Origin of the sequence: Paracoccus haematequi (assembly GCF_900631945.1) — a bacterium.
GTDB classification, from domain to species: Bacteria; Pseudomonadota; Alphaproteobacteria; order Rhodobacterales; family Rhodobacteraceae; genus Paracoccus; species Paracoccus haematequi_A.
In genome coordinates this window covers 13,079-31,769 of the sequence record NZ_UZWE01000039.1, presented here as the reverse complement: position 1 = coordinate 31,769, position 18,691 = coordinate 13,079, and the positions used below count along the sequence as shown (strand labels likewise).

The window sequence follows — 18,691 nt, the reverse complement described above, 5'->3', positions numbered from 1 at the left end:
CGATTTGCCGCCCTTTCCCTTTCGCCCCGCAGCGATTAGGGTCGCGGCCGGATTGGAAAGGTGCAGGCATGTCGTTTTTCACCAAGCTGCGGGATCGGCTGACGCGATCCTCCGCGAAGATCGGCGAAGGATTGGACGGCATTGTCGAGGCCGCGCCCCAAGCCGCCGAACCCGCCCCCGCGCCTGTTCCCGCGCCCGCGCCCGGTCTGGTCGGCCGCCTGTTCGGCACGACCCCCGCCAAGCCCGAGGAACCGCGCCGTGCGCTTGACGACGAGATGCTGGAGGAACTGGAGGACATGCTGGTCCAGGCCGATCTTGGCGTGGACACCGCGCTGCGCGTGACGGCCAACATCGCCGAGGGCCGGATGGGCCGCCGCCTGTCCTCGACCGAACTCAAGGAACTGCTGGCGGCCGAGATCGCGCGCATCATGACTCCGGTCGCCCGCCCCCTGCCCCTTTATCCCAAAAAACCGCAAGTCGTGCTGGTCGTGGGCGTGAACGGCGCGGGCAAGACCACCACCATCGGCAAGCTGGCCAGCCAGTTCCGCGCGGCGGGCAAGTCGGTGATGATCGCGGCGGGCGACACTTTCCGCGCGGCGGCGGTGGAACAGTTGCAGATCTGGGGCCAGCGCGCGGGTGTGCCGGTGATGGTCGCGGCCCAGGGCAGCGACCCCGCCAGCCTCGCCTTCGACGCCATGTCCCGCGCCGAATCCGAAGGCGCCGACCTGCTGATGATCGACACGGCGGGCCGCTTGCAGAACCGCCAGGATCTGATGGAGGAACTGGCCAAGATCGTCCGCGTGATCCGCAAGAAGGATCCGACCGCGCCGCACAACACGCTGCTGGTGCTGGATGCGACCACGGGACAGAACGCGCTGAACCAAGTGGAAACCTTCCGCCAACTGGCGGATGTGTCAGGCTTGGTGATGACGAAGCTGGACGGCACGGCGCGCGGCGGCGTTCTGGTGGCCCTGGCCGACCGCTTCGGCCTGCCCATCCATGCCATCGGCGTGGGCGAACAGATCGACGATCTGGACGCCTTCGACGCGGACGATTTCGCCCGCGCCCTGGTCGGCCTTTAGCGGACAGGCCGGATGACGCCATCCGGCCCGCTCCGGGGTCAGAGCCTGTCCTGAATGGGCGAGCCGTCCTTTTCCTCGAACAGCTGCGCGGCGTTGGCCGCATCGGCGGACAGCCACAGCTTGCCGCCATCCACCGACGAAACGTTCGCCAGCGGCAGATAGTGGTGGTGGTCCCTGGACTGGCCATGGGCCTCGTCCTTGCGGGTCAGCTTGATGCGGTCGCCGTCCATGTGGTCCACCTTGCCCACATGCACGCCGTCGGCGCCGACCACTTCCATATGTTCCTTGATCTGGCTTGCATCGACCATGTCGCTTCTCCTGTACTCGGCCGTTATCGGCAGATGACAGGGTGACAACGCCACACCGGGCCAAGGCGATCCATCGACCGCGCAGGACCAGCGTTTATGCGGCCAGACGCGCCAGAAAGGCCTGAACCTCGGGGGATTCCATCGCCCGGCGGCCCGCGAACAGCGTGGCCTGAGACCGCAGGATCGGTTCCTCGGCCAGGATCTTCAGGTTGTTGGCCCGCAGCGTTTCCCCGGAGGATGTGATGTCGGCGATGGCCTCGGCGGTCTGGTTGGCCACCGTGCCCTCGGTCGCGCCCTGCGAATCGACAAGCTGGTAATCGGCGACCTCATGCGCGGCCAGCCAGGCGCGGACAAGCCGGTGGTATTTGGTGGCGATCCGCAGCCGGAAGCCATGCGCGGCGCGGAAATCGCGGCAGACGGAATCGAAATCGTCCAGGCTATCGCAATCGGTCCAGCATTCCGGCACCGCCAGGATCAGGTCGGCATGGCCGAATCCCATCGCCGTGACCTCGGCCACGTCCGAAGCCCAGCCCGCCAGCTTCTCGCGCACCAGGTCGGTGCCGGTGACGCCCAGTTCGATCCGGCCCGCCGCCAGTTCGCGCGGGATCTCGCCCGCCGACAGCAGCACCAGCGTGACGCCCTCGGCACCCTCGACCCGGCCGGCATATTCACGGTCCGAGCCGCTGCGCGACAGCCGGACGCCGCGATCCGCGAACCAGTCGAAAGTCTGCTCCATCAGCCGCCCCTTGGACGGCACGCCCAGCCGGATCATGCCGCAGCCTCCAGTTCGGCCAGCACGCCGGGGCGGATGATGCCGCCGACCGCCGGGATCTCGCGGCCCTTGCCCAGCATCCGCGTCAGCGCGTCATAGCGCCCGCCTGACGCGACGGGCGGCAGGCCGGGCCGCGTCGCAAGGAAACTGAAGGTGAAGCCGTCGTAATATTCCATCGTCGTGCGGCCGTGGCTGGCGTCGAAGATCACACCCGAAGGGTCGATTCCCTGCCCGCCGATGGCGGCAAGCCGCGTCTCGATCCGCTGGACGGCGGGGGCGATGGCGGGCATTTCCCCGGCCAGGTCGCGCAGGGCGGCGACGGCCTGGGGCGCGGGCGCGCGCAGGGCGAACAGCCGCTTCAGCCGGTCGGACCACAGCGGCGGCAAAGGCGGTTCAGCCGCATCGGCACGCAGCCGGGCGATGCGGGCCTGCATCTCATCCTCGCCGCGCAGCCCGGCCCAGGGGGCGGTGACTGCGGGAAAGTCGCGCGGCAGGGCCGGTGCCGAGAACCGATCCAGCAGCCGCTGGAACCGCCCCGGCCGCCAGATGTGGTGCAGCAGGGCCGCCCGCCGCGCGTCCGACACCGGCAACCCGCGCACCGCGTCCATCAAAAGCCCCATGTCCCCCGTTTCCGCCGACAGGCCATAGGGCGCCAGAAGCCGGTGGAACAGCGCGAAGACCTCGGCATCGGCGCCGGGATGGCGGGAAAACAGCTCCAGCCCGCATTGCAGGTATTCGTTGTCGCGCAGGTGTTCGGGGCGCAGGTCGCCCATGTCCTGCTTGCGGAAAACCTCGCCCAGGTAACAGTAACGGGCGGGTTCGGCGCCGTTTTCCATATGCGCCTGCACCACCGGCACGGTGAAATCGGGGCGCAGCATCATCTCACCCCGGATCGGGTCGGCGGTGACATAGGCGCGGGCGCGGATGTCCTCGCCATAGAGATCCAGAAGGGCGCCCGCAGGCAGCAGCAGGTCGGGCGCGACCTCGACCGCGCCCGCCGCGCGGAACGCCGCCAGAAGGCGCTGGCCCACCGCCTGCTTGTCGCGCTTGGGGATCATCCGAGGATCCGCCGCACTTCCGCGACCAGATCGGCGCGGGAAACCTCGGTCTGGGCGGGCTGGGCCTTCCATTCGTCGTGGCTGGCCTCGGCTGCGATGCGCGCGCCAAGGACCAGATCCTTGACCTGCACCACGCCGCGCGCGGCCTCGTCCCCGCCCTGGATGACCGCCACCGGCGCACCGCGCTTGTCGGCATATTTCAACTGATTGCCGAAGTTCTTGGGGTTGCCCAGATAGACCTCGGCCCGGATGCCAGCCGCGCGCAGATCGGCGGCCATGGCCTGGTAATCGGCCATCCGGTCACGGTCCATCACCGTCACGACCACCGGCCCCTGGGCCTCCTCCCCCGCCAGCCCCTTGGCGCGCAGCGCGGCCAGCAGCCGGTCCACGCCGATGGAAACGCCGGTCGCCGGAACCTTCTGGCCGGTGAACCGCTCGACCAACCCGTCATAGCGCCCGCCGCCCGCGACCGACCCGAACTGCCGCTTCCGGCCCTTCTCGTCCAGAATCTCGAAGGTCAGCTCGGCCTCGAACACCGGGCCGGTATAATAGCCAAGCCCCCGCACGATCGACGGATCGATAATCGCACGATCCTCGCCCACGCCCATCGCCGCCAGCATCGCAGCGATCTGGGCCAATTCGCCCACACCTTCAGCGCCGATGACCGATCCGCCCACCGCTGCGCGCAGGTTTTCCAGCGTGGCCGCATTGTCCGCCCCTTTCGAGGTCAGGAAGGCCAGCACCGGCGCCGCCTGCGCCTGGGACAGCCCCACCCCCTCGATCTCGGCACCGCTGTCATCCTTGCGGCCGACCGTCAGCAGCGCCAGCACGCCGTCGCGGCCCACCTTGTCGAACTTGTCGATCTGACGCAGCACGTCGTCGGCCTGGTCGGGGCGCACCTCGGCCGCTTCCAGGACGCCGTTCAGAACCTTGCGGTTGTTGATCCGCACGATGTAATCGCCGCGCGCGATGCCCACCGCCTCCAGCGCATCGGCCAGCATCGCGCAAATCTCGGCATCCGCCGCCACGCTGGCCGACCCGATTGTATCCGCATCGCATTGATAGAACTGCCGGAACCGTCCCGGCCCCGGCTTTTCGTTGCGCCAGACCGGCCCCATCGCATAGCGACGATAGGGCGAGGGCAGGTCGTTGCGGAACTGCGCCGCCACCCGCGCCAGCGGCGCCGTCAGATCGTATCGCAGCGCAAGCCAGTCGCCCGACCCGCCGCCGGGCACGGCTTCCTCTTGCCAGGCGAAGACGCCGGCGTTGGGGCGGTCCACGTCGGGAAGGAACTTGCCAAGCGCCTCAACCGTCTCGACGGCGCTGGTTTCCAGGGGATCGAAGCCGTGGCGGTGATAGATTTCGGCGATCCGGTCCAGCATCACCTTGCGTTCGGTCACGTCCGCGCCGAAATAGTCGCGAAAGCCCTTGGGCGTTTCCGCCTTGGGACGGGGCTGTTTTTTCTGATCTTTCGCCATGGTCCTGCCTTTCCGGCCAATCCGTGGCTGCCTTAACCGAAGGGGCCGATATGGACAAGAACGCCGACAACCGAATCCGCGCCGTCGAGGAAACGCTGGCCCACCTGACCCGCGTGACCGACGACCTGAACGAGGTCATCGCCCGCCAGGACGCCGAAATCGCGATCCTGACCCGCCGGGTCGAGATGCTGATGCGCTTCGCCGCCGAACAGCAGGCCGAGGCCGAAGGTTCGATTCCCCTGGCCGACCAACGCCCGCCGCATTGGTAGGCTCTTCACCTTTGCTTAAATATCCTCTGGGGGTCCGGGGGGCGAAGCGCCCCCGGCTTTTTCACCCGCGCATCTGCCGGAACAGGGCGGCCAGATGCTCGGTGGACGCGTCATGCCCCGGCGCGTCCTCGCCCTTCAGCAGGGGTTCCACCTTCAGCGCCAGTTCCTTGCCCAGTTCCACGCCCCACTGGTCGAAGCTGTTGATCCCCAGGATCACGCCTTCCACGAACACCCGGTGTTCATACAGCGCGACGATCTGGCCCAGCGTGAAGGGCGTCAGCTTCTCGATCAGTAGCGTGGTCGAGGGGCGGTTGCCGGGAAACACCCGGTGGCGCGCCTGGCGGTCCAGTTCCGCGCCCTCCAGCCCCTTCGCAGCCATCAGCGCGCGCGCCTCCTCCAGCGTGCGGCCGCGCATCAGCGCCTCGGACTGCGCCAGGCAGTTGGCGGCCAACAGGATGTGGTGATGCGCCAGATCCTCCTCATGGCCCTTCGCGGCCAGGATGAACTCGCAGGGAACGGGCGTCGTGCCCTGGTGGATCAGTTGATAGAAGGCGTGCTGGCCGTTGGTGCCCGGCTCGCCCCAGACGACCGGGCCGGACACCACGGTCAGGTCGGACCCGTCCATCGCCACGCGCTTGCCGTTCGATTCCATTTCCAGCTGTTGCAGATAGGCGGGCAGCCGCAGCAGCCGGTTGTCATAGGGCAGCACCGCGCGGGTCGGATAGCCGCAAACCTGGTGGTGCCAGATGCCGACCAGGGCCAGCAGCACCGGCAGGTTTTCGGCCAAGGGCGCGGCGCGGAAATGCGCGTCCATCGCGGCGGCGCCCGCCAGGAAGTCGTCAAAGCGTTCGTCGCCGATGGCCAGCATCAGCGACAACCCGATCGGCCCCCAGACGGAATAGCGCCCGCCGACCCAATCCTCGAACCCGAAGACGCGGCTGGCGTCGATGCCGAATTCCGCCGTCTTGCCGGTGGCCGAGGACAACGCCACGAATTGCGCCGCCGGATCGGTCACGGTGCGGCCCATCCAGTCGCGGGCGGTCTGGGCGTTGGTCATCGTCTCGATGGTGGTGAAGGTCTTGGACGCGACAATCACCAGCGTCGTCGCCGGATCCAGGCCCTTCAGCGTGTCGGCGATGTCGGCGCCGTCCACATTGCTGACGAAATGCGTGCGCGGCCCGTCGTGATAGGGCGCCATCGCCAGCACCGCCATATAGGGGCCAAGGTCGGATCCGCCGATGCCGATATTGACCACATCGGTGATCTTGCCGCCCTGTCCCGTGAAAGCGCCCGAGCGCACGTCGCGGGCGAAATCGGCCATGCGATCATGGGTTTCGCGCACGGCGGGCATCACGTCCCGGCCGTCCACCGTCACGCTGCCGCGCAGATTGCGCAGGGCAGTGTGCAGGACCGCGCGGCCCTCGGTCTCGTTGATCTTCTGACCCGAGAACATCGCCTCGCGCCGGGCGGCCACATCGGCACTTTCGGCCAGTTCGATCAGCAGGTCGCGCGCGCCCTTGTCGATCATGGTCTTCGACCAGTCGAAAACCAGGCCGTCGGCCTGGGTCGCAAAGGCGCGGGCGCGGGCCGGATCGGCGGCGAACAGGTCGGTGATCCGCGTATCGTGCTGCGCCGCGCGATAGGCGCCCAGGCGGGTCCAGATGTCGGTCATTCGGGAAGGCTCCTTCGGGCGGATCATTCGGCCCAGTGAACAGTCGCGTTGTCCAGGAAGGCGCGGATCGGCGCCTGGATCGGGTCCAGCTTCTGCGCGCGCTCCAGCGCCTCGCGCTTTTCCGGTCCCATCAGCAGGACATGGATGTTCATGGCATCGGCAAGGGCGGGCCGGGTCAGGGTGACGCGCGGCTCCTCGGCGCCCTCGGCGCGGATCGGCAGGACAAGGGGGGCGTCGGCGGCCAGCCCCTCGGCCAGGCGGTCGGCGCCGGGGAACAGGCTGGCGGTGTGCATGTCGTTGCCCATGCCCAGCAGCACGACGCTGATCGGCAGGTGCGGGCGGATCGCCTCGGCCAAGGCCGGGGCGGCCTCGACGGGCGTGGACGCCCCCGTGTAAAGGTCGATGTAGTTCGCAGCGGCCGCCCGGTCGCGCAGCAGGTGGCGGCGCAGCAGGCGGCCGTTCGACCGCTTGTGGTCGCCGTCCACCCAGCGTTCGTCGCCCAGGAACACCGTGACGCGGGACCAGTCGATATCGGCCCCGCTCAGCGTCTCGAAGACCAGGGTGGGCGAGGTGCCGCCCGGCACGCAGAGGCTGGCGGCGTCGCCCGTGCGCAGTTGCTGCGCCAGTTGCGAGGCGATCTGGTCGGCCAGCGACAAGGCCAGCATCTCTCGATCGGGATATTCCTTCAATTCCATGGTCATGCGCGAATTTCCCTCCATCGGCGATTGTCCCGATGCATCAGGCGCAACGCCTCCTCGGGGCCAGAGGATCCCGCGTCATAGGGTTCCGGCCGCCGCTTGCTGTCTTCCCAGGCGGCGATGATCGGATCCGTCCAGGCCCAGGCGGCCTCGACCTCGTCGCCGCGCATGAACAGGGTCTGGTTGCCGCGGATCACATCCATGATCAGCCGTTCATAGGCATCGGGCATGTCGCTGCCATCCGCGCCAAGCGCCTCGGCGAAGGACATGTCCAGGGGCACCTGCACCAGCCGCATTCCCCCCGGCCCCGGTTCCTTGATCATCACCTTGAGGTTCATACCCTCGTTCGGTTGCAGGCGGATGACAAGCTCATTCGCCTTGGGGGCGCCGCTGTCGTCAAAGATCGAGTGCGGCGGCTCGCGGAACACGATGGCGATCTCGCTGGTGCGGGCGCGCAGCTTCTTGCCGGTGCGCAGATAGAAGGGCGTGCCCTGCCACCTCCAGTTGGAAATGCAGACCTTCATCGCGACATAGCTTTCGGTCCGCGAATCGGGGTTTTCCGAATCCTCGACATAGCCGCTGGACTTGCCGTCGCCCTGATACTGGCCGCGCACGATGTCGCCCGGCTCGACCGGCTGCAAGGCGCGGATCACCTTCAGCTTTTCGTCGCGCACCGCGTTCGGGTCGAAGTGATAGGGCGGCTCCATCGCGATCAGGCACAGAAGCTGCATCATATGGTTCTGCACCATGTCGCGGATCGCGCCGGACTTGTCGTAATAGCTGCCGCGCCCGGCCACGCCCACGGTTTCCGCGACCGTGATCTGGACGTGATCGACGTATTGGGAATTCCACAGCGGTTCGAACAGGATGTTCGCGAACCGCACGGCCATCAGGTTCTGGACGGTTTCCTTGCCCAGGTAATGATCGATCCGATAGATCTGTTCCTCGGCAAAATGGCGCGCCAGGGTCGCGTTCAGCGCGCGGGCGGTTTCCAGGTCGCGACCGAACGGCTTTTCCACCACGATGCGGCTTTTCTCATCCGCGATGCCGTGGCTGGCCAGCCGGCTGGCGATGTCGCCGAACAGCGCCGGCGCGACCGAGAAATAGAAGGCATGGACCGCGCCGGGCCGGATTCGCGATTTCAGGTCGGTCCAGCCGCCCTCGCCCTTGGCGTCGATGGGGGTATAGCCCAGCAATTCCAGGAACTGCGCCAGGCGCGGATCGTCGGCGGAAATGCCGCCGAATTCCACGATGGCCTTCGCGGCCTCGGACCGGAAAGCGGCATCGTCCTGATCTGTCCGCGCCGCGCCGATGATCCGCGCGCTTTCGGGGATCTGTCCCGCAACGAAGCGGCGGAACAATCCGGGCAGGATCTTGCGCTGAGCCAGATCGCCGGTGGCACCAAAAATCACCAGATCGAAGTCATCGACCGGAATGACGCGCGAGACCATGCTGTCCTCCTTGAGGCTGGGGATCGCCATATCTCTTGTTAGCGTTAACAGCAACTCGGATCAACCTTTCAGCGCTTTGGCCAGCCGGGGCAGGCGGCTGCGTTTCAGCATCTGGGCGACGGTCATGTCGCCGCCCATCGCCGCAGCCTTGTCGCGCGCGGTCCCCACCGCCAGGGCCACAGCGCCGGGATCGGCGGCGTGCAGATCCAGCAGGAAGGCGTCGGGATGGACGGCGCGCAATCCAAGCCCCGCCATCAGCCCCTGGGGAAAGTCGCGCAGGTTGGCGGTGACGACCAGGCTCGCGCGCCCCGCCAAAGCGGCCTCGACCACATGGCGGTCGGCGGGATCGGGGAAGTCCAGGTCGATCGCGCGGCTGCCGCCGTCGGGCAGTTCGGCCTGGGGAAAGCGGTTGCGCAGCAGCGCGATCTCGGCCCCCGCCACGGCGTCCTGATCGCTGCCGAGCCGGGACGCGGCGGCGCGCCATTCCGCCAGGATCCGGGGGGACCACAGCGGCGTGTAAAGCCCCGCCCCCGCCAGATCGGTCAGGATTTCCCGCAGGACGGTCGGGAACAGGACATTGGCGTCAAGGACCGCGCGCATCAGTCCAGCCGGAAGAACAGCGCCTTGAGATAGCCGGTCTCGGCCAGTTGCGGCAGCGTCGGGTGATCCGGCCCGGACTGGCCGGTATGGATCAGCACCCCGCGCCGCCCGCCGCGCCCGATGCCCCGCGCGCTGACATTGCGGAAGGCGGTCAGGTCGGCCGCGTGGCTGCAACTGCACAGCACCAGATAGCCGCCGGCAGCGACCAGCGGCGCCGCCAGTTTCGCCACGCGTTCGTAGGCGCGCAGGCCCGCCTCCAGGGCCGGTTTGGCGGGGGCGAAGGCAGGCGGGTCGCAGACCACCAGATCGAATCGGCGGCCATCGAGGGCCATCTGCTCCATCGCCTTGAAGGCGTCGGATTGCACGGTTTCCAGACGGTCGGCGGCATTCATGCGCGCTGCCCCGCCCTGGGCCAGTTCCAGGGCCGCCGCGCTGCCGTCCACGCAGGTGGCATGGGCCGCCCCGGCCGCCAGGGCCGCCAGCCCGAAGCCGCCGACATGGCTGAACATGTCCAGCACCGATGCGTCCTTCGCCAACCGCTGCGCGAAGGCGTGGTTGGGCCGCTGGTCGAAGAACAGCCCGGTCTTCTGCCCGCCCATCAGGTCGGCCAGATAGGTCGCGCAGTTCATCGGCACCGCCACGGGTTCGGCGGGCGCCTGCCCGCGCAGAACCTCCATCCGCTCCTCAAGACCCTCAAGCCCGCGCGCCCGGCCCTGCCCGTTCAGGATCACCGTGGACACGCCCGTGACCCGGATCAGCGCATCGGCCAGGTCGTCGGCCATCCGGTCCGCCCAGGCCGCGTTCGGCTGGATCACCGCCGCATCGCCGAAGCGGTCGATCACCAGGCCCGGCAGCCCGTCCGCCTCGGCATGGACCAGCCGATAGAACGGGGCGTCATACAACCGTTCGCGCATTTGCAAGGCGCGCGCCAACCTGGCCGCCAGCCAGGCGCCGTCGATCCGGGCATCGGGGTCGGTGTCCATCACCCGCCCGACGATCTTGGAGTTGGGATTGACCGTCACCAGCCCCAGGGGCTTGCGTTCGGCATCCTCCAGCACGGCGAAACCGCCCGGCGCGATGGCGCGGCTGCGGCGGTCCAGCACCGCCTCGTCGGCGAAGACCCAGGGAAAGCCGTGGCGGATCGCCTGGGGCTTGGATTTCGGGCGCAGGCGCAGCACGGGCAGGTCGGTCATCGGATCATCCTTTCGCGCCCCGGATCTGGCATGGCGCCCGGCCCGGCACAAGGCCGTCGCGCGATCCCCGCCGCCGCGACAAGCACAGTTGAACCGTTAACGCTAACATCGTATATACTCCTTGGAAGAAGGAGCCAGCCATGACCCTGCACGCCACCATCGACCGCGTCACCGACAGGATCCGCGCCCGGTCCCGGACCACGCGGGACGCCTATCTGACCAAGATCGCCCGCGCGGCCGAGGATGGTCCCCGCCGCGCCCATCTGTCCTGCGGCAACCAGGCCCATGCCTATGCCGCCATGCCCGACAAGGAAGACCTGGCCCTGTCGCGCAAGCCGAATATCGGCGTCGTCACCGCCTATAACGACATGCTGTCGGCCCATCAGCCCTACGAGCGTTACCCCGACCTGATCCGCCGCGCGGGCCAGGCGGCGGGCGCCACGGTCCAGGTCGCGGGCGGCGTCCCCGCCATGTGCGACGGCGTGACCCAGGGCCGCGCGGGGATGGAGCTGTCGCTGTTCTCCCGCGACGTGATCGCCCTGGCGGCGGGCGTGGCGCTGTCGCACGACTGTTTCGACGCCGCGCTGTATCTGGGCGTCTGCGACAAGATCGTGCCGGGCCTGGTGATGGCCGCCGCGACCTTCGGCCATATCCCCGCCGTCTTCCTGCCCGCCGGTCCGATGCCTTCGGGCCTGCCCAATGACGAGAAATCCCGCATCCGCCAGCAATTCGCGGCGGGCGAGGTCGGGCGCGACGCGCTGATGGCGGCCGAGATGGCGTCCTATCATTCGCCCGGCACCTGCACCTTCTACGGCACCGCGAACAGCAACCAGATGCTGATGGAGTTCATGGGCCTGCACCTGCCCGGTTCCAGCTTCGTGAACCCCAACACCCCGCTGCGCGAGGCCCTGACCGTCGCGGGCGTCGAACGCGCCGCCGCCATCACCCGCCTGGGCAACGACTTCCTGCCCGCAGGCGAGATTCTGGACGAAAAGGCCTTCGTGAACGGCATCGTCGGCCTGATGGCGACGGGCGGATCCACGAACCTGGTCATGCACATCCCCGCCATGGCCAAGGCGGCGGGCATCCTGATCGACATTCAGGACTTCCACGACATCTCGGAATCCGTGCCGCTGATGGCGCGCGTCTATCCCAACGGATTGGCCGACGTGAACCACTTCCACGCGGCGGGCGGCATCGGCTACATGATCGGGCAGCTGCTGGACGCGGGGCTGCTGCATCCCGACGTGAAGACCATCAACGGCACCGGCCTGGACGGCTATACCGCCGAGCCGAAGCTGGACGGCGACCGTATCCGGTGGGAGGAAGGATCCCGCCAGACCCTGAACGACAAGATCCTGCGCCCCGCCCACGATCCCTTCGCCCGCACCGGCGGGTTGAAGCAGCTTCAGGGCAACCTGGGTCGCGGCGTCATCAAGGTCAGCGCCGTCGCCCCCGAACGCCATGTCATCGAGGCGAAGGCGCGCGTCTTCTCCGACCAGGAACAGGTCAAGGCGGCCTTCAAGGCGGGCGAGTTCACCGAGGACACCATCGTGGTGGTCCGCTTCCAGGGGCCGCGCGCGAACGGGATGCCCGAACTGCATTCGCTGACGCCGATCCTGGCCGTGCTTCAGGACCGGGGCTTCAAGGTGGCCCTGCTGACCGACGGCCGCATGTCCGGCGCTTCGGGCAAGGTTCCCGCCGCCATCCATATCTCGCCCGAAGCCTCGGCCGGCGGCCCCCTGGCGCGCGTCCGGGACGGCGACCCGATCCGCCTGGACGCGGTGTCCGGCACCATCGACTGCCTGGCCCCCGGCTTCGAAGCTCGCCCCGCCGCAGCCTTCGACCCCGCCCCCAGCAGCCAGGGCATGGGCCGCGAGCTGTTCGCCGCCTTCCGCGCCGTCGCCGGCCCCGCGACCGAGGGCGCGGGCGTGGTCGTGTGATCTTGGACCTTGGCTGGCAGCGCGGCCGCCGAGGCCGCGCTTGCGCCCCAGGTGGCACCCGATGCAATCGTCCTCCTAGACGGAGCGCATCACTACAAAGCCATCGCTAAGGCCCGCGGGATCACCTTACCCAGTGCCCATCGAAGGCCGCCGTGGATCCCGGACGCCCAGGCTCATCACCTCAACAGCGTCGATGGGCTGCATGTGGAATGGAGACACTGGTTTCGCAAGATCTGGCGTGATCCGGCGACAAATAACCTCGACGGCTACACACTCTGGATGGCAGCCCGTCGAGGCGCCGATCCGCTTGCTGAGATTCCCAAGGCTAAGTGCTTGCCCCTACCCGCCGCTCGATCGCCACCCAGATCGCCTCGGCTGCGTTGATCCCGTCGAACCGCTCCAGTTCCTGGATCCCCGTGGGCGAGGTCACGTTGATCTCGGTCAGCCAGCCATCGATCACGTCGATGCCGGTGAAGATCAGGCCCTTTTCGCGTAAGCTCGGGCCGATGCGGCGGCAGATCTCGTATTCGCGCTCGGTCAGGCCGATCTTTTCCGCGCGCCCGCCCACGTGCATGTTCGACCGCGCCTCGCCCGTTTGCGGGACGCGGTTGATGGCGCCGACCGGCTCTCCGTCCACCAGGATGATGCGCTTGTCGCCCTTGCTGACGGCATGGATGTATTTCTGCGCGATCATCGGCTCGCGGCTTATCCCTGCGAACAGTTCCAGCAGCGCCGACAAATTCCGGTCCTCGGGGTCCAGGTGGAAGACCCCTGCCCCGCCATTGCCGTAAAGCGGCTTGACGATGATGTCGCCGTGCCGGTCGCGGAAGGCGCGGATCGCGGCGGGGTCGCGGGCGATCATGGTGGGCGGCGTCAGGTCGGGGAAATCCAGCACCATCAGCTTTTCGGGACAGTTGCGCACCCAGAACGGATCATTGACCACCAGCGTCCCCGGATGCACCCGGTCCAGCAGGTGGGTCGAGGTGACATAGGCCATGTCGAAGGGCGGATCCTGGCGCAGCCAGACCACGTCGAAATCGGACAGGTCGACCTCGGCCCAGTCGCCGAAGGCGACGTGGTTGCCCTGTTCGCGGCGCAGCGTGACGGGGCGGCCCCGCGCGATCACCCGGCCCTCGTCATAGCGCAGTTGATCCACGGTGTACTGGAACAGCCTGTGGCCGCGCGCCTGGGCCTCCAGCCCGATGCGGAAGGTGCTGTCGGCAGTGATCGAGACATCCTCGATCGGGTCCATTTGCAGGGCGACATACAGGCTCATGCGGTTCTCCTTGCGGGGGCTGGGATGCTTGTCGCGCGGCGCGGGGCGGGATGCAAGCGTTGCACCGGGCGCGGCGGCGGCGTAGGGGCGGTGAAACCGCAGCGAAAGGACAGGCGATGGCCGACGAGGATTATGTCTATGACGAGGCGACCGGCGAATGGCGCCCGGCTTCGGAAATCGCGGCCGAGGCGGCGGCTGGCGCCGTAGTGCGCGACGCGGCGGGCAACCCGCTGGCCGATGGCGACCAGGTGGTGCTGGTCAAGGATCTGAAGGTCAAGGGCGCGGGCCAGACGCTGAAGCAGGGGACCGTGATCCGGTCGATCCGCCTGACCGACAACCCCGAAGAGCTCGACTGCCGCCACGACACGATCAAGGGGCTGGTGCTGCGGACCGAGTTCGTGCGCAAACGCTGAACGTCCCGCGCGGCTTGGACTTGCACCGCCTTCGCGGCGGATGATAGACGGAACGTCAACTTGGACAGGCCCGGCCGCGTGCCGACACGAAAGGCAAGACCCGCATGGCGATGGAGAAAACCAGCTTCGACAAGGGCGACCTTCTGGCCTGCGCGCGCGGGGAACTGTTCGGCCCCGGCAATGCGCAACTGCCCGAGCCGCCCATGCTGATGATGGACCGCATCACCGACATTTCCGAGGATCGCGGCGACCATGGCAAGGGCCATGTGGTCGCGGAATTCGACATCACCCCGGACCTGTGGTTCTTCGCCTGCCATTTCCCCGGCAATCCGATCATGCCGGGCTGCCTGGGCCTGGACGGGCTGTGGCAGTTGACCGGCTTCAACCTGGGCTGGCGGGGCTGGCAGGGGCGCGGCTATGCCCTGGGCGTGGGCGAGGTCAAGCTGACCGGCATGGTCCGCCCCGACCGCAAGCTTCTGCGCTATCACGTCGATTTCACGAAGGCCGTGCAGACACGGCGCCTGACCATGGGTGTGGCCGATGGCCGCGTCGAGGCGGATGGAGAGACCATCTATCAGGTCAGGGACATGAAGGTCGCGCTGTCATCCAGTTGATGGCGGCCATCTAACCAGAAGGAGGAAGGCCCCATGCGACGCGTCGTCATCACCGGCCTTGGCATCGTCTCGCCCATCGGCAACAACGCCGAGGAGGTGACCGAAAGCCTGAAACAGGGCCGTTCGGGCATCGTCTTCGCCCCCGAATATGCCGAACACGGATTCCGCAGCCAGGTCCACGGCATGCCGCAGATCGTGCTGGAGGATCACATCGACAAGCGCAACCTGCGCTTCATGGGTCCGGGCGCGGCCTACAACTTCATCGCCATGGAACAGGCGATCAAGGATTCGGGGCTTGAGGACGGCGACGTGTCGAACCCGCGCACCGGCCTGATCATGGGATCGGGCGGGCCGTCGACCAGCAACTTCTTCGAGGCGCACCAGACCGTCATCCAGAAGGGCAGCCCCAAGCGCATGGGGCCGTTCATGGTGACGCGCTGCATGTCCTCGACCAATTCGGCCTGCCTGGCGACGCCCTTCAAGATCAAGGGCGTGAACTACTCCATCACCTCGGCCTGTTCGACATCGGCGCATTGCATCGGCAATGGCGTGGAACAGATTCAGATGGGCAAGCAGGACATCGTCTTTGCCGGCGGCGGCGAGGAACTGGACTGGACGCTGTCCTGCCTGTTCGACGCGATGGGCGCCATGTCGTCGAAATACAACGACACGCCGCAGACGGCGTCGCGCCCCTATGACGCGACGCGCGACGGCTTCGTGATCGCAGGCGGCGGCGGCGTGGTCGTGCTGGAGGAACTGGAACACGCCCTGGCGCGCGGCGCCAAGATTTACGCCGAAGTGACCGGCTATGGCGCGACCAGCGACGGCTATGACATGGTCGCCCCGTCCGGCGAGGGCGGCGAGCGGTCGATGCGGCTGGCCCTGGCGACCCTGCCCGAGGGGCGGTCGGTCAGCTATATCAACGCGCACGGCACCTCGACCCCGGTGGGCGACATCGGCGAGGTCAAGGCGATCCGCCGCATCTGGGGCGAGGGCAACACGCCGCCGATCAGTTCCACCAAATCGCTTACCGGGCATTCCCTGGGCGCAACGGGTGTGCACGAGGCGATCTACAGCCTGCTGATGTTGCAAAATGACTTCATTGCAGCATCTGCAAATGTGACTACTCTGGACCCGGAGATCCAGCCGGGCGAGATTGCGACAAGCCGGGTGGACGATGCGGGACTGGATTCCGTGCTGTCGAACAGCTTCGGCTTCGGGGGCACCAATGCCACCCTGCTGATGTCGCGATACAAAGAATAAGAACGAGGTCATTGATGGGCGATCTTCTGAAGGGCAAGCGCGGGCTTGTGATGGGGGTCGCGAACGACCATTCCATCGCCTGGGGCATCGCGAAGGCGGTGGCCGCCCAGGGGGCCGAGCTTGCGTTTTCCTATCAGGGCGAGGCGTTCGGCAAGCGTGTGCAGCCGCTGGCCGCGCAGTTGGGGTCGGACTTCCTGCTGGACGTGGACGTGACCGACGACGCGTCGCTGGATGCGGCCTTCGCGGCCATCACCGAACGTTGGGGCAAACTGGATTTTCTGATCCACGCCATCGCCTTTTCCAACAAGAACGAACTGACCGGCCGGTTCATGAATACCAGCCGGGCGAACTTCAAGCACAGCCTTGAAATTTCCTGCTATTCCCTCATCGAGGTGGCGCGGCGCGCACATCCTCTGATGGCTGAAGGCGGGTCGCTGATCACCCTGACCTATGGCGGATCGAATCGGGTGACGCCCTTCTACAACGTCATGGGCGTGGCCAAGGCGGCGCTGGAATCGACCGTGCGTTATCTGGCGAACGACCTGGGCCCGGACGGGATCCGCGTGAACGCGATCAGCCCCGGACCGATGAAGACCCTGGCCGGCGCGGCCATCGGCGGGGCGCGCAAGACCTTCCGCCACACCGAGGCCAATGCGCCCCTGCGCCGGAACGCCACGCTGGAGGCGATCGGCGGCACCGCCGTCTGGCTGCTGTCGGACTGGGCCGCCTGCACGACCGGAGAGGTCGTGCTGGTCGATGGCGGCTATCATGTGCTGGGAATGCCGCAGAGCGAGAATTTGTGAAGTCGCACCGGGGGCGCTTCGCCCCCCGGACCCCCAGAGGATATTTGGGCACAGAAGATGGGCAAGGTCTTTACGGCAGGTGACGGGGCGCGGCTGGCCTATTCCGATGAGGGCGAGGGGCTGCCGGTCCTGTGCCTGTCGGGGTTGACGCGGAACATGGGCGATTTCGACTATGTCGCGCCGCATCTGTCGGGGGTGCGGCTGATCCGCATGGATTATCGCGGGCGGGGGCAGTCGGATTTCACCGGCGCCGCCACCTATACCGTCCCGCAAGAGGGCAAGGACGCCCTGGCGCTGCTGGACCATCTGGGGATCGACCGGGCGGCGGTGCTGGGCACGTCGCGCGGCGGGCTGATCGGGTTGCTGCTGGCCGCAGTGGCGCATGACCGGCTGCTGGGGCTGTGCCTGAACGATGTGGGGCCAGTGATCGAGCAGGCGGGGCTGGAGCGGATCTTCGATTATGTGGGGCGCAACCCGTCGGCGCGGACGCATCAGGCGCTTGCGGAACGGCTGCCTGCGGCGATGCCGGGCTTTGCCGATGTTGCCGACGGCCGCTGGCTGGAGGATGCGCGGCGGCATTACGAGGAAACGCCGGACGGGCTGCGGATCCGCTATGACCCCGCGCTGCGCGAGGCATTCCTGGCGGCGTTCGAAGGGGAAGCCCCCGACCTGTGGCCGCTGTGGGACGCGACGGCGGGCCTGCCCGTGGCACTGATCCGGGGGGCCAATTCGGACCTGTTGTCGGCGGAGGTCGCCGCCGACATGCTCCGCCGCCGTCCCGACACGATCTTCGCCGAAGTGCCGGGCCGCGCCCATGTGCCCTGGCTGGACGAACCCGAGTCGCTGGCCGCCATCGACGCCTGGCTGGACCGCTGCGGGCGTTAGAAGCGCATTCCGACACTGAAGCTGGCGCCCTCGGTGCCGATGCCGAAATCGGCGGCGCCGAAGCCGAAGCCGATCAGCGCGCCGGTCAGGGCCTGCTGCATCGTGTGTTCGCCCGCATGAACCCGGCTGGCCGCCGTCAGTCCCGCCGCGCCGTAAAGCCCGATCCCTGCCGCGCGGTCGTCGGGGAAGCACTTGCCCGCCAAGTCGGCCGCGCCGAAGGCGGCCGACGCGGAATGTCCCGACGGAAAGCCCCTACCCTCTCCGTTCGGGCGGACCGAGATCGGTGTGCCGTCCAGCCAGGTCTTCAGGCCCAGGACCACGACGGCTTGCAGGGCGCCCCGGATCGCGAAATCCTCCAGCCGGTCGTCGCGGGCGGCGCAGACGGCGGCAGCCAGGGGCAGGCCGTATTTCATCGCGGTGCCGAAATCCTCGAAGGGGTCGGCGGTTGCTGGCTGGGCCAGCATCGCCGCAAGTGCCGCAGCGGGCAGGATCTTCACCGCTGCATGCCCTCGACATATTCCATCAGCGCCACAAGCCGCACGGGCGTGGGCGTCAGCACGCCATCGCCCGCGTCATAGGGGATGGTCGGCCCGTCCAGCAGGTCGCCGAATTCCGGCATCGGCGATTCGCTGCGCCCCGGCGTGAAGCCATAGATATGGCCCATCACCTGAAGGCGCGGGAAGACGCCGCCGTTATCAGCGGCCACGCGGGTCAGATCGACCGGATGCGGCACCATCCCCTCGGCCGCGGGGCCGTCACCATGCCCTGCGGGGCCGTGGCAATCCACACACAGCGCATTGAAATCATTACGCGCCTGGGCCTGGTCGTTCGGGGTGGGCGCGCAGGCGGCGATCCCGCCCGCCATCGCCAGTCCGGTCAGGGCCGCCCCATATATCGCCTTCATCGCTGCCTC

The 18,691-nt window shown here is 67.8% G+C and carries 20 protein-coding genes; 8 read left to right on the top strand and 12 right to left on the bottom strand.

All coding sequences use genetic code 11. The features are described 5' to 3' along the window. The first annotated feature begins 68 nt into the window (after window positions 1–68). On the top strand, window positions 69–1,082 hold the full coding sequence (gene ftsY / locus PARHAE_RS14260; RefSeq protein ID WP_126155253.1) for a signal recognition particle-docking protein FtsY: 1,014 nt from the start codon (window positions 69–71) through the stop codon (window positions 1,080–1,082). A gap of 38 nt (window positions 1,083–1,120) precedes the next feature. Here the strand turns inward: ftsY and PARHAE_RS14255 are convergent, their stop codons facing one another. The 4 genes from PARHAE_RS14255 to hisS form a co-directional block, all read right to left on the bottom strand. Beyond that, window positions 1,121–1,390, bottom strand: a complete 270-nt coding sequence (locus PARHAE_RS14255) for a DUF2171 domain-containing protein (RefSeq protein WP_126155252.1) — start codon at window positions 1,388–1,390, stop codon at window positions 1,121–1,123. A gap of 94 nt (window positions 1,391–1,484) precedes the next feature. Beyond that, window positions 1,485–2,162 (bottom strand): ATP phosphoribosyltransferase, encoded by a 678-nt coding sequence (gene hisG / locus PARHAE_RS14250; RefSeq protein WP_126155251.1) that lies wholly within the window; start codon window positions 2,160–2,162, stop codon window positions 1,485–1,487. Beyond that, window positions 2,159–3,217 carry an ATP phosphoribosyltransferase regulatory subunit gene (locus tag PARHAE_RS14245; protein WP_126155281.1) on the bottom strand — a complete coding sequence of 353 codons (1,059 nt, stop codon included), beginning with the start codon at window positions 3,215–3,217 and terminating at the stop codon, window positions 2,159–2,161. The genes hisG and PARHAE_RS14245 overlap by 4 nt, the downstream gene beginning before the upstream one ends. Then, window positions 3,217–4,698: a histidine--tRNA ligase gene (hisS, locus tag PARHAE_RS14240; protein WP_126155250.1), complete on the bottom strand. Its 1,482-nt coding sequence runs from the start codon at window positions 4,696–4,698 to the stop codon at window positions 3,217–3,219. Before hisS ends, PARHAE_RS14245 begins: the two co-directional genes overlap by 1 nt. Before the next feature lie 50 nt (window positions 4,699–4,748). Here hisS and PARHAE_RS14235 point away from each other — a divergent pair, with 50 nt between their 5' ends. After that, window positions 4,749–4,967, top strand: a complete 219-nt coding sequence (locus PARHAE_RS14235) for a SlyX family protein (protein ID WP_126155249.1) — start codon at window positions 4,749–4,751, stop codon at window positions 4,965–4,967. Window positions 4,968–5,028: 61 nt separating this feature from the next. Here PARHAE_RS14235 and pgi read toward each other — a convergent pair whose 3' ends face one another. From pgi to PARHAE_RS14210, 5 genes are read right to left on the bottom strand one after another with little or no spacing between them, the layout of a single operon-like run. Beyond that, on the bottom strand, window positions 5,029–6,639 hold the full coding sequence (gene pgi / locus PARHAE_RS14230; RefSeq protein WP_126155248.1) for a glucose-6-phosphate isomerase: 1,611 nt from the start codon (window positions 6,637–6,639) through the stop codon (window positions 5,029–5,031). A 23-nt stretch (window positions 6,640–6,662) separates the two neighbouring features. After that, window positions 6,663–7,334 (bottom strand): 6-phosphogluconolactonase, encoded by a 672-nt coding sequence (pgl, locus tag PARHAE_RS14225; protein WP_126155280.1) that lies wholly within the window; start codon window positions 7,332–7,334, stop codon window positions 6,663–6,665. Window positions 7,335–7,336: 2 nt separating this feature from the next. Beyond that, window positions 7,337–8,788 carry a glucose-6-phosphate dehydrogenase gene (zwf, locus tag PARHAE_RS14220; RefSeq protein ID WP_126155279.1) on the bottom strand — a complete coding sequence of 484 codons (1,452 nt, stop codon included), beginning with the start codon at window positions 8,786–8,788 and terminating at the stop codon, window positions 7,337–7,339. Between the two features lie 60 nt (window positions 8,789–8,848). After that, window positions 8,849–9,388 (bottom strand): RSP_2648 family PIN domain-containing protein, encoded by a 540-nt coding sequence (locus tag PARHAE_RS14215; protein WP_126155247.1) that lies wholly within the window; start codon window positions 9,386–9,388, stop codon window positions 8,849–8,851. Next, a complete protein-coding gene (locus tag PARHAE_RS14210) occupies window positions 9,388–10,581 on the bottom strand; it encodes an RSP_2647 family RNA methyltransferase (protein WP_126155246.1) in 1,194 nt (397 codons plus the stop codon). Before PARHAE_RS14210 ends, PARHAE_RS14215 begins: the two co-directional genes overlap by 1 nt. Window positions 10,582–10,721: 140 nt before the next feature. Between PARHAE_RS14210 and edd the strand changes: the two genes are divergently transcribed. Further along, entirely contained in the window at window positions 10,722–12,524 is a 1,803-nt protein-coding gene (gene edd / locus PARHAE_RS14205) for a phosphogluconate dehydratase (RefSeq protein WP_126155245.1), read from the top strand. Window positions 12,525–12,849: 325 nt separating this feature from the next. On the opposite strand, the gene gshB is transcribed toward edd, so the two are convergent. After that, complete coding sequence (gshB, locus tag PARHAE_RS14200; RefSeq protein ID WP_126155244.1) at window positions 12,850–13,800, bottom strand: glutathione synthase; 951 nt, start codon at window positions 13,798–13,800, stop codon at window positions 12,850–12,852. Between the two features lie 116 nt (window positions 13,801–13,916). Between gshB and PARHAE_RS14195 the strand changes: the two genes are divergently transcribed. The 5 genes from PARHAE_RS14195 to PARHAE_RS14175 all read left to right on the top strand — a co-directional run bounded on the left by PARHAE_RS14195 (window position 13,917) and on the right by PARHAE_RS14175 (window position 17,778). After that, window positions 13,917–14,213 (top strand): alkylphosphonate utilization protein, encoded by a 297-nt coding sequence (locus tag PARHAE_RS14195; RefSeq protein WP_126155243.1) that lies wholly within the window; start codon window positions 13,917–13,919, stop codon window positions 14,211–14,213. Between the two features lie 104 nt (window positions 14,214–14,317). Next, complete coding sequence (gene fabA, locus PARHAE_RS14190; RefSeq protein WP_126155242.1) at window positions 14,318–14,827, top strand: bifunctional 3-hydroxydecanoyl-ACP dehydratase/trans-2-decenoyl-ACP isomerase; 510 nt, start codon at window positions 14,318–14,320, stop codon at window positions 14,825–14,827. A 33-nt stretch (window positions 14,828–14,860) separates the two neighbouring features. Then, on the top strand, window positions 14,861–16,090 hold the full coding sequence (gene fabB, locus PARHAE_RS14185; protein ID WP_126155241.1) for a beta-ketoacyl-ACP synthase I: 1,230 nt from the start codon (window positions 14,861–14,863) through the stop codon (window positions 16,088–16,090). A gap of 14 nt (window positions 16,091–16,104) precedes the next feature. After that, on the top strand, window positions 16,105–16,893 hold the full coding sequence (locus PARHAE_RS14180; protein WP_126155240.1) for an enoyl-ACP reductase FabI: 789 nt from the start codon (window positions 16,105–16,107) through the stop codon (window positions 16,891–16,893). Between the two features lie 57 nt (window positions 16,894–16,950). Next, a complete protein-coding gene (locus tag PARHAE_RS14175; RefSeq protein WP_126155239.1) occupies window positions 16,951–17,778 on the top strand; it encodes an alpha/beta fold hydrolase in 828 nt (275 codons plus the stop codon). Here the strand turns inward: PARHAE_RS14175 and PARHAE_RS14170 are convergent. Then, a complete protein-coding gene (locus PARHAE_RS14170; RefSeq protein ID WP_241232823.1) occupies window positions 17,775–18,275 on the bottom strand; it encodes a phosphatase PAP2 family protein in 501 nt (166 codons plus the stop codon). The two genes, PARHAE_RS14175 and PARHAE_RS14170, sit on opposite strands and share 4 nt — an antisense overlap. Then, a complete protein-coding gene (locus tag PARHAE_RS14165; RefSeq protein ID WP_241232822.1) occupies window positions 18,272–18,682 on the bottom strand; it encodes a c-type cytochrome in 411 nt (136 codons plus the stop codon). Before PARHAE_RS14165 ends, PARHAE_RS14170 begins: the two co-directional genes overlap by 4 nt. Between the last annotated feature and the right edge of the window lie 9 nt (window positions 18,683–18,691).

What these genes read in the sequence shown, in the direction of transcription:
- ftsY (WP_126155253.1), top strand. Translation starts at nt 69, where the DNA reads ATGTCGTTTTTCACCAAGCTGCGGGATCGGCTGACGCGATCCTCCGCG.
- PARHAE_RS14255 (WP_126155252.1), bottom strand. Translation starts at nt 1,390, where the DNA reads ATGGTCGATGCAAGCCAGATCAAGGAACATATGGAAGTGGTCGGCGCC.
- hisG (WP_126155251.1), bottom strand. Translation starts at nt 2,162, where the DNA reads ATGATCCGGCTGGGCGTGCCGTCCAAGGGGCGGCTGATGGAGCAGACT.
- hisS (WP_126155250.1), bottom strand. Translation starts at nt 4,698, where the DNA reads ATGGCGAAAGATCAGAAAAAACAGCCCCGTCCCAAGGCGGAAACGCCC.
- PARHAE_RS14235 (WP_126155249.1), top strand. Translation starts at nt 4,749, where the DNA reads ATGGACAAGAACGCCGACAACCGAATCCGCGCCGTCGAGGAAACGCTG.
- pgi (WP_126155248.1), bottom strand. Translation starts at nt 6,639, where the DNA reads ATGACCGACATCTGGACCCGCCTGGGCGCCTATCGCGCGGCGCAGCAC.
- pgl (WP_126155280.1), bottom strand. Translation starts at nt 7,334, where the DNA reads ATGGAATTGAAGGAATATCCCGATCGAGAGATGCTGGCCTTGTCGCTG.
- zwf (WP_126155279.1), bottom strand. Translation starts at nt 8,788, where the DNA reads ATGGTCTCGCGCGTCATTCCGGTCGATGACTTCGATCTGGTGATTTTT.
- PARHAE_RS14215 (WP_126155247.1), bottom strand. Translation starts at nt 9,388, where the DNA reads ATGCGCGCGGTCCTTGACGCCAATGTCCTGTTCCCGACCGTCCTGCGG.
- PARHAE_RS14210 (WP_126155246.1), bottom strand. Translation starts at nt 10,581, where the DNA reads ATGACCGACCTGCCCGTGCTGCGCCTGCGCCCGAAATCCAAGCCCCAG.
- edd (WP_126155245.1), top strand. Translation starts at nt 10,722, where the DNA reads ATGACCCTGCACGCCACCATCGACCGCGTCACCGACAGGATCCGCGCC.
- gshB (WP_126155244.1), bottom strand. Translation starts at nt 13,800, where the DNA reads ATGAGCCTGTATGTCGCCCTGCAAATGGACCCGATCGAGGATGTCTCG.
- PARHAE_RS14195 (WP_126155243.1), top strand. Translation starts at nt 13,917, where the DNA reads ATGGCCGACGAGGATTATGTCTATGACGAGGCGACCGGCGAATGGCGC.
- fabA (WP_126155242.1), top strand. Translation starts at nt 14,318, where the DNA reads ATGGCGATGGAGAAAACCAGCTTCGACAAGGGCGACCTTCTGGCCTGC.
- fabB (WP_126155241.1), top strand. Translation starts at nt 14,861, where the DNA reads ATGCGACGCGTCGTCATCACCGGCCTTGGCATCGTCTCGCCCATCGGC.
- PARHAE_RS14180 (WP_126155240.1), top strand. Translation starts at nt 16,105, where the DNA reads ATGGGCGATCTTCTGAAGGGCAAGCGCGGGCTTGTGATGGGGGTCGCG.
- PARHAE_RS14175 (WP_126155239.1), top strand. Translation starts at nt 16,951, where the DNA reads ATGGGCAAGGTCTTTACGGCAGGTGACGGGGCGCGGCTGGCCTATTCC.
- PARHAE_RS14165 (WP_241232822.1), bottom strand. Translation starts at nt 18,682, where the DNA reads ATGAAGGCGATATATGGGGCGGCCCTGACCGGACTGGCGATGGCGGGC.